Source organism: Kitasatospora sp. NPDC127035, assembly GCF_042726075.1.
Taxonomy (GTDB): domain Bacteria; phylum Actinomycetota; class Actinomycetes; order Streptomycetales; family Streptomycetaceae; genus Kitasatospora.
Window position 1 is genome coordinate 1 of the sequence record NZ_JBHXDN010000122.1, and the last position, 11,734, is coordinate 11,734.

Genomic DNA, 11,734 nt, shown 5'->3' on the forward strand with positions numbered 1-11,734 from the left:
GCGCGGACTGCTGCTCGGCAGCGAGATCGGCCACAACGGGTGGCTCGCCGTCGCCTGGTGCCTGGGCCTCGCGGCGCTCGGCTACCGCTGGTCGAAGGCGGTGTTCGACCGGGACCCGGCGTAGCCGGGGCGACCTGCGCGGCAGGTTCCCCGTGGCTCGCCCCGGCTCCGGGGCGGCGGACCCCGACACCCCGTCGGAGCCCGCCGCCCCGTCCGCGTGCTCGGCCGGTGATCGAGCCGTCCCGCGAACGGGCGCGGCCAGGCAAGCGCTAGGGGCGTCGTGTCGCGACAACCGCCGAGCTGGAGGGTGTTGTGAGTACTTCGGTGCCGCGGAGGGCGGGATGGGTGAGGTAGACCGTCCGGGCTTCTGCTCGTCCGGACGGTCGGCGAACCGGTCGGTCACAGCGCTAGGTTGTCCGCGTGACCGTGAAGGTGCGCTTCGGGGAACAGGAGCCGGTGATCGTCCGACCCGCCGCGTCCGCGAGCCGCGAGCCGCGAGCCGAGGAAAGTCGACATGTCGGGCGCCCTGCCCGCCCCGTGACCCGCTGAGGAGACGTGTGGAACCGAACCGTCGTGTCCGCCCCGACTGGGACGGACTGGTCGCCGCCGCCCGCGACGTCCGCCGGCTGTACGACGAGACCAACCGGCGGACGCTGGGCCGCACATGGGACCTGGCGGACTTCACCCTCGGGTTCGTCGGCGACGTCGGGGACCTCGCCAAGCTCGTCATGGCGTACCAGGGCCACCGTGCCGACGTCCCGGCCGACCGGGAGCGGATCGCCCACGAGCTGTCCGACTGCCTGTTCTCCCTGCTGGTGATCGCCGAGGAGACCGGCATCGACCTCGGCGCCGGATTCGCCGACGACATGACCGCCCTCGCCGCCCGCATCGGCGGCGCCGCGGACAGCCCCGCCCCCGAGCTGAGGGAGTTCGCCGAGGCCGCCGTCGGACGCATCGCCGCGTGGACGGACGCCTCCTGGGCACGGGCGGGCAGCCGGGTGTGGCGGGTCCACGGCCGGGACGGCGGTGAGTGGTTCGTCAAGGTCCATCGTGAGAGCCCGCGCTTCCACGACCGCGAGGTGGCCGCCTACCGGACCTGGGTCCCCCTCCTGGGTGGGGCGGCGCCACGCCTGGTGGCCGTCGCCCCCGCGTTGCGGGCCGTCGTCGTCACCGCGGTGCCCGGCCGCTCCCTGCACGGGGCCGTGCACGGGCGCGAGGAGCAGCAGCGGGTCTTCCGCCGGATCGGGGAGCTCGCGGCGGCGATCCACGGGGCCGCGCCCGCCCGGCCCGGTGACGGGTCGCCGCGCGTCCTCGAACGACTGGAGCGGCACCTGGAAGGGGCCCGCGGCCACCTCGCTCCCGGCGACGAGGACCTCGCCCGCGCGGCCACCGCGAGGGCGGCCGAGCTCCCTCCCCTCGACGCGGTGCCGACCCACGGCGACCTCCAGTTCCGCAACCTCCTGTGGGAGCCGTCCGGGGACCTGTACGTGATCGACTTCGAGCGTGCCGAGCCGGGCCCGGCCGTCCGGGACTTCGTGCGGCTCGCCGACAGCTGGGCCGACCGCCCGGACCTCGCCGAGGCGCTCTTCGACGGCTACGGCCGGGACCTCACCGACACCGAGCAGGAGTACCTGGCCGTCCACTGCGTGCTGGACGCCGTCTCCGGGATCCAGTACGGCGCGGCGAACCACGATCCCGAACTCGTGGAACGCGGCCTGCGTACCCTCGCCCGGCTGCGCGCCACCCACCGGCCCTGACCGGCTCCGCCCCGCCCCGCCCCGCCCCCGCAGGGCCCGGCACGGCACGGGCCGTGTCAGAGCCGGCCGCGCCGGGCGTCCGACCCGCCGTCCGGGCGGCGGGTCAGACGCGCGGGGCGGCGAAGATCCCGCCGGGGCCGAAGACCAGCCGGCCGAAGTTGTCCGCGATGCGGCGGTGGCCGGCGGCGTCGGGGTGGACCTCGTCGGGCAGCGGCAACTCGTCGTAGTCGGCCCGGCCGTAGAGGGTGCGGCCGTCCAGGTGGTGGAGGTGCGGGTCGTCCTCCGCACGCCGGGCGACGATGCGGGCCAGCTCCTCGCGGATGACGGTGAGGGTCAGGCGGCCGGCCGCGCGTTCGGCCGGGTCGCCCGTGGCCTTGAAGCGCAGGGTGCCGGTCGAGAAGTCCGGGGCCAGCGGGCCGGGGGTGTCCTCGTGGACCGGGCACAGGACGGGGGAGACGACCAGCAGCGGGGTGGTCGGGTGCCCCTCCCGGACGGTGTCGAGGAAGCCGTGGACGGCCGGGCCGAACGCGCGCAGCCGCATCGCGTCCGTGTTGACGATGTTGATGCCGATCTTGAGGCTGATCAGGTCGGCGGGGGTGTCACGGATCGCGCGGGCGGTGAACGGGTCCAGCAGGGCGCCGCCGCCGAAGCCGAGGTTGACCAGGTCGACGCCGCCCTCGGCAGCCGCCAGGGCGGTCCAGACGGAGGTGGGGCGGCCGGCGGTCGAGCCGTGGCTGATGGAGCTGCCGTGATGGACCCAGCGCCGGTGCCCGGTCGGCGGCGCGGGTTCGACCGGGGCGTCGGTGCGCAGGGCGATCAGCTCGGTGATCTCGTTGTGCGGCAACCAGATCTCGACGGTCTTGTCGCGGGCGGGAAGGCCGGTGAAGCGTGCCGTCCCGGGCGGGCCCCCGATCAGTTCGGCGGTGCCGGTGGCCAGATCGGTCATCAGGGTGTGGCCCCCGGCGACGGTGGCCTGTGCGGTGAGCAGGCCGTCGACGACGAGGTCGTAGACGCCGTCGGGTGTGGCGGGCATGCCCGTGTAGGCGCGCTTGGTGGGCAGGGTGTCCAGCTCGACGGTGGTGGCCCTGGTACGGAAGGCCAGGCGCACGCCGGAGGGCTGGGCCTGTGCCGTCGCGAGCTGCTCGTCGGGGATCTGGAGGCGGGCCCGGGCGGGCAGCCGGTGCGGCAGCAGCCCGTGCGCCGTCCGTTCGAGGTCGAGGTGCCCGCGCAGCAGGTCGGCGGTGACGGGGGTGGTGGTCGGGGCGGCGGTCGGCGTGCTGTCGGTGCTCATGGTTCCTGGGGTTCCTGGGGTTCCGGTTCGGTGCGGCGGGCCGGTGGGGTCGGTACGGCCGGGGTGCTCAGCGGGTCGTCAGGGTCCGGAGCAGGGTGTCGAGGGAGTCGATGATCCAGTCCCAGGACACCTGAGGATCGACGGCGGTGTGGCTGAAGCCGCCGGCGGCCTCCAGGCTGACGTAGCCGTGGAAGACGCTGCCCAGCATGCGGACGGCGTGGGTCTGGTCCGGCTCGGCCAGGTCGTAGCCGCGCAGGATCGCCCGGGTCATCCGGGCGTGCCGCACCCCGGCGCCGGCGGCGGCCGTCTGCGGGTCGAGCCTGAACCGTGCGGCGTCGTACCGCCCGGGGTGCTGCCGGGCGTAGTCGCGGTAGGCGTCGGCGAAGGCTGCCAGGGCGTCCTTGCCGGCGCGTCCGGCGACCGCGTCGGCGGCGCGGTCGGCGAGCTCCTCCAGGGCGAACAGGGCGATCCGCGTCTTGAGGTCGTGGGAGTTGCGGACGTGCGAGTACAGGCTCGCGACCTTGACGTCGAAGCGTCGGGCGAGCTCGGAGACGGTGACGTGCTCGAAGCCGACCTCGTCGGCCAGCTCCGCCCCGGCGAGGGTCAGTCGCTCGGCGGTCAGTCCCACCCGGGCCATGAGGTTCGCTCCGTTCGCCTTTGCCTCTCAGGCTGCTGCCTAAAGGCTTTAGGTTTTACCCTACACCTTCGCCGTGTCGCGCGGGTCGGGTCGTCGCCCGGGAGGGCGTGCGGGGCGGGTCCGTGGGAGGGGGCGGGAGGCTGGGCGAGGCAGGTCACTCTGCGTAGCGGAGGAGGCGATGCGCGCGACCGGGGTCGACGAGCTCGCACGGCACGGCTGTCGACTGAGCCGGCTGCCGTCCCGTCGCGCCCGCGGGCGTCGGGCGGAGCCGCCGGTCGGGCGCGGAAGCCTCACCCCGGCGGCCTGACGGGCGGGTGCCGGATCCACGGGCGCGCGAGCCGCGGGAGTCCGCCCGCACGCCTGCGCGCCTGCGCGCCCTCGCGTCAACGCGGCCGCGTCATGCCGGGCGGGCGTTCACCGGTGGCGCTCCAGGGTGAATTTCCAGGCGTCGGCGACGATGTCGTCCAGGTTCGGGCGGCGCGGGGTCCAGCCCAGCTCGCGGTGGGCACGCTCGGCGGAGGCCACCAGGACGGCCGGATCGCCCGCGCGGCGGCCGGAGACCCGCACCGGGATCTCGCGGCCGGTCACGCGCCTGACCGACTCGATCACCTCGCGGACCGAGAAGCCGCTGCCGTTGCCGAGGTTGCAGATCAGGTGCTCGCCCGGCTTGGCCGCGTCCAGGGCGAGCAGGTGGGCGTCGGCGAGGTCGGCGACGTGGATGTAGTCGCGGATGCAGGTGCCGTCCGGCGTCGGGTAGTCGTCGCCGTACACCGCGATGTGCTCGCGCTGCCCGAGCGCCGCCTGGAACACCAGCGGGATCAGGTGCGACTCCGGGTCGTGCCGCTCGCCGTAGGCGCCGTACGCGCCGGCCACGTTGAAGTACCGCAGCGAGACGGCGGCCAGACCGTGGGCGACGGCCTCGCCGGTGATCAGGTGGTCGACGGCCAGCTTCGTGGCCCCGTAGGTGTTGGTCGGCGCGGTGCGGGCGGTCTCGGCGATCGGCACGGCCTCCGGCTCGCCGTAGGTCGCGGCGGTGGAGGAGAACACCAGCCTGCGCACACCGGCCGCGCGCATGGCGCTGATCAGCTCCAGCGACCCGGCCACGTTGTTGCGCCAGTACTTCTCCGGGTCCGTCACGGACTCACCGACCTGCGAGGAGGCGGCGAAGTGCAGCACACCGTCGAAGGAACCGTCCAGGACCTTCCCGGCCTCCTGGATCCGGCCCTCGACGAACTCCGCACCGGACGGCACGCCCGCACGGAAGCCCGTGGAGAGATCGTCCAGGACGGTCACCTGGTGACCCGCCTCCAGCAGGTGGGCGGCCACCACACTGCCGACATAGCCGGCGCCACCCGTGACCAGGTACCTGCTCATGACGAGACCTCCAGGGGGAAGGGTGGCACCCGGCCACCCCTGAGATAAACACAATCAAACAGAAAACATCACGATAAGACAAGGGTGGGTCGCATATTCGATCCATGAATCCCGAGGTCCGGTCGACCCCGGGCGCTCAGGGGTGGCCACCTCCGTACGACGGGCCGGCGGCTTCGGCATGCCGCGCGAAGTCGCCGGCCCCGAGGTCGCGGACTCCTCCGACCCTCACGGAGTTCCGCGCCCGCCCGTCACCGGAGCCCGGCCGCCGCCACGTTGCGACGGCCGAGCACAGAATGCCCCGGCCCGGGCGGAGCCATGAGGGGGCGCCGCCGGCTGGGGCAGTGCGGCGGCGCCACCGACACCCACCCCCGAGGGGCCGCGGCCCGAGAGGATGAGTGCACCACCATAGTTCAACATGATCTAACGTAAAGCAACATGTCGAGTGGGTGGGTTCTGTGGCCTGTCGTCAGGGTGGGGCCGGTCGAGCGGGCGGCGGCCCGCCCCGGGCCCGTCGTCGAGTGCCCTGTCCGGCCGCCGCACCGCACCCCGCTCCCGCGGGCGCACCGCTCTCGACCGCGAGTCGCATGCTCTGCTGGACTGGCCCGGTGCTCCGGGGCCGGTCACTCGCCGGGGAAGACGACCTCCAGGTCGCGGCGAACGTCGTCCAGGGCGTGCATGACGGCCAGTGACTCGGCGAGCGGCATCAGCTCGGACTCCAGCCGCCCGGCACTGATGCACCGGGCCGCTTCGGCGGCCTGGTAGCACAGGCCCCCGTCGCGCTGGGAGGGGACGAACGTGTCGAGCAGCCGGTTGTCCCGGCCGATGAGACGGACCCCGGCGGATCCGTAGAAGGGGCTGTCGATCTCCAGCCGGGCGTGCGTTCCCGAGATCGACGCCGTGGTCGGGGTACGGGCGAAGAGCGTCGTGTTCAACACGCCGTGTGCTCCGGACCCGGCGGTGACGACGATCGACGCCTGGCCGTCGACGCCGGTGAAGGTCTTCGTGCCCACCGCCGTGACCGAGGTGAGAGGCCCCAGCACCATCGAGGCGAAGGAGACCGGGTACACGCCGAGGTCGAGGAGCGCGCCGCCCGCCAGCTCGGGCGCGAAGAGGCGGTGCGACGGGTCGGGGTCCATCCGCTGCCCGTGGTCGGCCATGACGGTGTGCACCTCACCGAGCAGCCCCGACGCGAGTGCCTGGCGGACCACGTCGATGTGCGGCAGGAAGCGCGTCCACATCGCCTCCATGAGGAACACCCCGCGCTTGCGGGCCGCTTCGATCAACTGCTCGGCCTCGCGGGCGTTGCGCGTGAACGCCTTCTCCACGAGGACGTGCTTGCCCGCCTCGATCGCCTGCATGGCGTGCTCGAAATGGCCCGAGTGCGGCGATGCCACGTAGACGATGTCGACCTGGCTGTCCTGGACGAGACCGGCGTAACTCCCGTAGGCCGCAGGGATGCCGAACCGGTCGGCGAAGGCGCGGGCACGCTCGGCGTCGCGCGAGCCGACCGCCACGACCTTCTGCCGGGTGTACTTCTGCAGCGCCTCCGTGAAGTAGCCCGCGATCCCGCCCGGGGCTATCACTCCCCAGTTCAGCGCCGGTGCTTCGCGAGGAGAGGGGGTCCGGGGTGCGGGCAGCACGGGGCCTGCCGTCTCGTCTGCGGTGGCCGACCGGTCCTGCGTCATGGGGTTCCTCTCGGTTGACAGGCGAAGGCGATGCGCAAGGGACCCGCGACGGAGTCCGGACCGCCTCCCCCCGCGCAATCGACTGCCCCACGGTACGCGCCGGCTGCCTCCGGGATCGCCGAGGCCGGACCGGTACGAGGACCACCCGCCCCCGGTCCGTGCGAACCGGACGGCGTTGCTTGACAGCGCAGGTCACAGGTCTGAGACTCATCGCACCCGAAATCGCCCGGGCCGGGACGGCACGGCGGTCGCTCCACGTCCGTGCCGGCCGACCGGACACCCCGGGCCTCCGTCCGCCCGGCAGCCGCCGGACGGACGCGGTGCGAAGCGGCGGGGAACGGTCCCATGGCAGCTGGGGTGATGAACCATGACGCGCAGCGAAGCACCCGACGGGGTGCCCGAACCCAGGCCGGCCCGATCGTCCTCGGCCCGCTGGCCGGGTGCCGTGCGCCGCCCCGGCAACCCGGAGTTCGAACAGTCGGCGAAGGACTGGCTGCTCGACCTCGCCCCGGCGCGGTGGCGTCACGAGGAGGTGTTCCACCGGAACCCGCTGGAGCTGGCCTGCATGCTCCGCCTCTACCTGGACGCCGAGGTGCTCGCCATGCAGGCCGGTCTCAAGGCCCTGCGCACCGCCCTGATCGGTGTGCCGCGCCGCAGGGACGACGCCGAGACGATCGAGGCGTACGTCCGCGAGCAGGCCTGGGCGAGGGCCGTCCGCGAGCAGGTCAGGCTGATCGAGGACGCCCTGCACGTGGCGTGCGGGAGCACGGCCCGCAAGCGCGTCGCCTGGCGCATCGTCGGCGGTTCGTGAGCTTCGCGGACCGCCGGCCGAGCCCCCGACGGGCGCGGCCGAACGGAACGCCCGGGTGCTCCCCGCGAGGCCCGGCCGGGCCCGGCCCGAGCAGCCTGGCAGCTGCTCCCGGACGGCGAGGGAGCCCGGATCAGGAACGTCGCCACCGGGCTCTGCCTGGGCAACGGCGGGCGGTCCTCCGACCAGGCGGCCGTGCTCGCGGAGGACTGTGCCGCGGCCTCGCCGGGCCAGTCCTGGCGGGTCGTCACGGACGGCCGGCCCCATGGGGTGATCAACCGGGGCAGCGGGCACTGGCTGGGCATCACGCGCTGGGCGGACCCCGGGGGAGCGGGGGAGACGCTCACCCAGAGCATGAACTACTACAACAGCCGCTCCTTCCGCCGGGTGGTGGCCGGCGGGGACCGGACCGTCCCCGACTGAACCGCGACCCGCCCGACTCGTTCTCTCCGGCGGTAGCCCCGGCCGACGGCCGGCGGCTCGGCCCTGCGGGTGGGGCGGGCGGTGCGGACCCCGAGGAGGGGCCGCACGTCCTGCGGCGGTGCCGTTCCTCACGAGGTCGGGCATGCCGGTCCGGATCCTCACCGGTGCGCGAGTGCGGTGCGCCGCCCTGCCTGCTCGCCGAGCCCGCTCGCCGCCCTGCCCGTTCGCCGCCCTGCCTGCTCGCCGAGCGGGATCGACGCGGGTGGATCGATCCGGGCAGAATCGACGGAAGCGGAATCGACGGAAGCGAAGTCGACGCGCCGCACGCGCCGCAGGAGTTCACCACCGGGGGAACGGATGTCCCAGTACGTCATGATGTCGGCTGCGACGGCCATCGCGCGGCCACGGCTGTCGGCCTACCTGCGAGCGCCGGTCGCCCCCGCCTCCTGCTGGGCGGAGGACGACTGGACCGGCCTCTGCGAGGCCTGGAACGACGGCGACGTGCGGCGCCGGTACCGCGCGGAGCTGGCCGGTGCCGTCCGGGAGTGCGACCGCTGGATCGACGGCGACTACGCGGGTCTGCTGCGCGGTCTCGACGGTGACGGCTGCCTGACGGTCGGGTTCGACGAGGACTCCGGCTCGCTCACGCTCGACTTCGAGGCCCGCGTCGACTTCCGTCTCCCCACGCTGGTCTGGGCGTTCACCGCGCTGCGCGGCATGACCGCCTTCATGGCCGGGGACGACGGCGGGCTCCTGACGGCCACCGTGGACTGGAGCGACGACCGGGTGCTCATGCACCTCGCACCGAAGCGGTCGTCGTTCCTCGACGGGAGCCGGGACGCCGAGGCCCTGTCGAGGGCCAGGGACGCCGCGTTCGACGTGCGGTGCGCCGCCGAGGACGCGGAGGCCGGTTCGGCGACCGAGCTCATCGGCCGCCTGCTGGAGGACTGACGCCCCTCCGGACCGGTGCCCCCGCGCCCGGCCCGACGGGGTGCGCCGCCTTCCGCGGCGCGGGCAGCGGCTAGCGTGGTGCCCCGTGCCCACCGACCCGACGCCGCAGCCGGCCCTCACCCTGCCCCAGCTCCTGTGGGACGTCCCGTACGTCGGCGCCCGCCACCCCGGCTCACCCGCCGTCGCCGAGCGCCCCGGCCTCGCCGCCGGGGCGAACTGCCAGCTCTACGCCTACGCGGTGCTCGCCCACTTCGGCCGCGTCGTCCCGCCGTTGCGCTCCAGCGACCTGTGGGAGGACCGGGACGCCACCAGGCGGGTCAGCACCCCGCGCCCGCTGGACCTGCTCCTCTTCAACGCGACCGACGACGCCTACGGGGCGCACGTCGGCGTCTGCGCGGGCGGGGACACGGTCCTGCACCTGTGCGCGGAGGTGGGCCGCCCGGTGGTCTGGCGTCTGGCCGAGTTCGGCGCGCGTGACCGCTACCGGGTCCTGGTCGGCATCAAGCGGGTACGCGGGACGCATCTCGATGCCGGGCGCGGCTGAGGGGACCCCCGTCCGGCCCGGCCCGGCGCGCCCGCGGCGTCCCCGCGGCACCACCCCCGCACCGGCGACCCGTCCCGGCTGTGCGCCGATCGGGTGAGATCCGGACCCGGTACGGGCGAACCTCGGGCCGGCTCCGCCGTGTCGGCCGACGGCCGTGCGGTGCGCGGGATCGGCTGGGACGATGGCCGACGAGACCTTGCCACTGAACCTGGGCGAACAGCTGCTGGAGGAGTTCCTCACTGCCAGACGCACGCTGGACCCCGCCGACGTGCCCACCATCGCCCAGCGGTACACCCAGGCCCTCGGCCTCGGATCCAGCACGGTCTACCTCGCCGACATCCAGCAGAACCAGCTGTTCCCGCTGGCCGGCGGCGCCAACCTGCCGATCGACGGGACCCTCGCCGGTTGGGCGTACCGCACCGGGGCACTGCGGGTCGGCGAGGACGGGGCCGACACACTGCTCGCCTGGCTGCCCCTGGTCGACGGTGCCGAGCGGCTCGGCGTGCTCGGTGTCCGGACCACCGGCCTCGACGCCGGCGGGCTGCGGCGGTGCAGGCTCCTCGCGGCGATGACGGCCATGGTGATCACCTCCAAACGGGACACCAGCGACAGCTACGCCCGCAGCACCCGGGCGGAGACCATGAGCCTGCCCGCCGAGATGCTCCGCGCGTTCCTCCCCGTCCGCACCGTCTCCAACAGCCAGGTCATCTCGACCGCCGTCCTGGAACCCGCCTACGACCTGGGCGGTGACGCCTTCGACCACTCGCTGGCCGAGGGCGTGCTGCACGCGGCGGTCCTGGACGCGATGGGGCACGACCTCGCGTCCGGCCTGACCGCCGCCGTGGCCCTCGCCGCGTGCCGCAACGCCCGCCGCAACGGCGCCGACCTGCCCGATCTCGTCGCCACCATCGACGACGCCATCCAGCGGTGGTTCCCCGACCGCTTCGTCACGGGCGTCTTCGCCAGGCTCGACCTCGCGACCGGCACCCTGCACTGGGCGAACTGCGGCCACCCGCCACCGTTGCTGATCCGCGGCCGGGAGGTGGTGGCCGATGCCCTGGCCCGCACCAGCGAGGCGCCGTTGGGCCTGGCGGGTCTGTCCGGCGCGCCCCGTTCCGTCCACACCTTCTCGCTCCGACCGGGTGACCGGCTGCTCATCTACACCGACGGGGTCATCGAGGCCAAGGGCACGAACCACGAGATGTTCGGGCTCGATCGCTTCGCCGACTTCGTGATCCGGTCCACCGCCGCCGGTGAGGTCGCCCCGGAGGCGCTGCGCCGTCTCATCCACGCCCTGCTGGAGAACGACGACAGCACGCTGACCGACGATGCGACGATCATGATGATCGAGTGGCAGCCCGAGGCGCCGCCGGTCGGGACGCTTCCCCCGGCTCGCTGAAGCCTCACCGGCACGGCCCGGCCTCCGCCGGCATCGGTGACGTGTGGGACAGCCTCAAGCGTCGTCCCAGGTGGGGGAGTCGGCCAGGACCCACCGGGTGGAGTGACGGCGCACCCGCGTCCGCTCCGTCCCCGGCGCCGCCGTACCCGCTCCGGCCGTGACTCCCGTCGGCCGGACGGCCGCCGGACGACTCCCGCCCGTGCCCCGGGGACGATCCGTCCCCGGAGCCCGGCCGGAGCCCGGTACTGGGAACCCGGTGTGGGAGACTCCGCCCGCTTGTTCGATCTTGGGGGCGTCGGCCGGACCGGGCGCGGACGTACGAGCAGCTGACGGCCGGAGGCACAGGCTTCCTCGTCCCGCTCGCGTTCTACGCCGCCGCCGTCCTGCTCTCCCTGGCCGCGTACTTCCTCCTGCCGTTCCGCGCCGGCACGCTCGCGATGGTCGTCGGCCTGGGGCCGCTGACCCTGCTGAGGCCCGTCGCCGTCGCCGCTGCCTGCCTCGGTGCCCTGGTCAACGGCGGAGGCTGGCCCTCCCAGCTGGTCGGCGTGGCCGCGGGCGCCGCCGTGCTGTGCGTCGAACCGCTGGTGCACCGCCGCTGGTACCGCCACGTGCTCGTACCGTAGGTCCGCCGGGCGCCCGGCAGAGGGTCGCGAGGAGCGGGAGTATCGACGCGACGTGGTGCGGTGGGAGCTCGTGGGATCGCCCGTGGGGCGGGTGAGCGTCGGCGCGGGAACTGCCCGGGGAGCGGACCAGCCGCTATGCAGAGGGCATGCCGTTTTCGCACTCCAGCTGTTCCCGGTGCCACTGTTCCCGGTGCCACGCCCGGTCCTCGGGGCCGGACGGGCACCCGTCCGGCCCCGAGGAC

General features: G+C 74.1%; 11 protein-coding genes and 2 pseudogenes. 8 read left to right on the forward strand and 5 right to left on the reverse strand.

What is annotated here, in order from left to right; genetic code table 11:
• A pseudogene (locus ACFWIC_RS39950) lies at positions 1-124 on the forward strand (ABC transporter permease); the annotation flags it as partial.
• A 145-nt stretch (positions 125-269) separates the two neighbouring features.
• Here ACFWIC_RS39950 and ACFWIC_RS39955 read toward each other — a convergent pair.
• Positions 270-368 (reverse strand): annotated as a pseudogene (locus ACFWIC_RS39955) (transferase); the annotation flags it as partial.
• A gap of 189 nt (positions 369-557) precedes the next feature.
• On the opposite strand from ACFWIC_RS39955, the gene ACFWIC_RS39960 reads away from it, so the two are divergent.
• Entirely contained in the window at positions 558-1,757 is a 1,200-nt protein-coding gene (locus ACFWIC_RS39960; protein ID WP_380522016.1) for a phosphotransferase, read from the forward strand.
• Positions 1,758-1,860: 103 nt separating this feature from the next.
• Here ACFWIC_RS39960 and ACFWIC_RS39965 read toward each other — a convergent pair whose 3' ends face one another.
• The 4 genes from ACFWIC_RS39965 to ACFWIC_RS39980 all read right to left on the reverse strand — a co-directional run bounded on the left by ACFWIC_RS39965 (position 1,861) and on the right by ACFWIC_RS39980 (position 6,744).
• Positions 1,861-3,048: a GDSL-type esterase/lipase family protein gene (locus ACFWIC_RS39965; protein ID WP_380522017.1), complete on the reverse strand. Its 1,188-nt coding sequence runs from the start codon at positions 3,046-3,048 to the stop codon at positions 1,861-1,863.
• Positions 3,049-3,115: 67 nt separating this feature from the next.
• The gene (locus ACFWIC_RS39970; protein ID WP_355409105.1) at positions 3,116-3,685 is read right to left on the reverse strand and encodes a TetR/AcrR family transcriptional regulator; all 570 of its coding nucleotides are present in this window, start codon (positions 3,683-3,685) and stop codon (positions 3,116-3,118) included.
• A gap of 414 nt (positions 3,686-4,099) precedes the next feature.
• Positions 4,100-5,059 (reverse strand): UDP-glucose 4-epimerase GalE, encoded by a 960-nt coding sequence (gene galE, locus ACFWIC_RS39975; RefSeq protein WP_380522018.1) that lies wholly within the window; start codon positions 5,057-5,059, stop codon positions 4,100-4,102.
• A gap of 620 nt (positions 5,060-5,679) precedes the next feature.
• Entirely contained in the window at positions 5,680-6,744 is a 1,065-nt protein-coding gene (locus ACFWIC_RS39980; RefSeq protein ID WP_329883238.1) for a Gfo/Idh/MocA family oxidoreductase, read from the reverse strand.
• Positions 6,745-7,111: 367 nt separating this feature from the next.
• Here ACFWIC_RS39980 and ACFWIC_RS39985 point away from each other — a divergent pair, with 367 nt between their 5' ends.
• The 6 genes from ACFWIC_RS39985 (at position 7,112) to ACFWIC_RS40010 (ending at position 11,492) form a co-directional block, all read left to right on the forward strand.
• Positions 7,112-7,555 (forward strand): hypothetical protein, encoded by a 444-nt coding sequence (locus tag ACFWIC_RS39985; RefSeq protein WP_380522020.1) that lies wholly within the window; start codon positions 7,112-7,114, stop codon positions 7,553-7,555.
• A gap of 102 nt (positions 7,556-7,657) precedes the next feature.
• A complete protein-coding gene (locus ACFWIC_RS39990; RefSeq protein ID WP_380522026.1) occupies positions 7,658-7,975 on the forward strand; it encodes an RICIN domain-containing protein in 318 nt (105 codons plus the stop codon).
• A gap of 357 nt (positions 7,976-8,332) precedes the next feature.
• On the forward strand, positions 8,333-8,926 hold the full coding sequence (locus tag ACFWIC_RS39995) for a hypothetical protein (protein ID WP_380522021.1): 594 nt from the start codon (positions 8,333-8,335) through the stop codon (positions 8,924-8,926).
• An 85-nt stretch (positions 8,927-9,011) separates the two neighbouring features.
• Entirely contained in the window at positions 9,012-9,470 is a 459-nt protein-coding gene (locus tag ACFWIC_RS40000) for a hydrolase (protein ID WP_380522023.1), read from the forward strand.
• A gap of 181 nt (positions 9,471-9,651) precedes the next feature.
• Entirely contained in the window at positions 9,652-10,869 is a 1,218-nt protein-coding gene (locus ACFWIC_RS40005; RefSeq protein WP_380364163.1) for a PP2C family protein-serine/threonine phosphatase, read from the forward strand.
• Between the two features lie 437 nt (positions 10,870-11,306).
• On the forward strand, positions 11,307-11,492 hold the full coding sequence (locus ACFWIC_RS40010; RefSeq protein WP_380522024.1) for a hypothetical protein: 186 nt from the start codon (positions 11,307-11,309) through the stop codon (positions 11,490-11,492).
• The last annotated feature ends 242 nt before the right edge of the window (positions 11,493-11,734 follow it).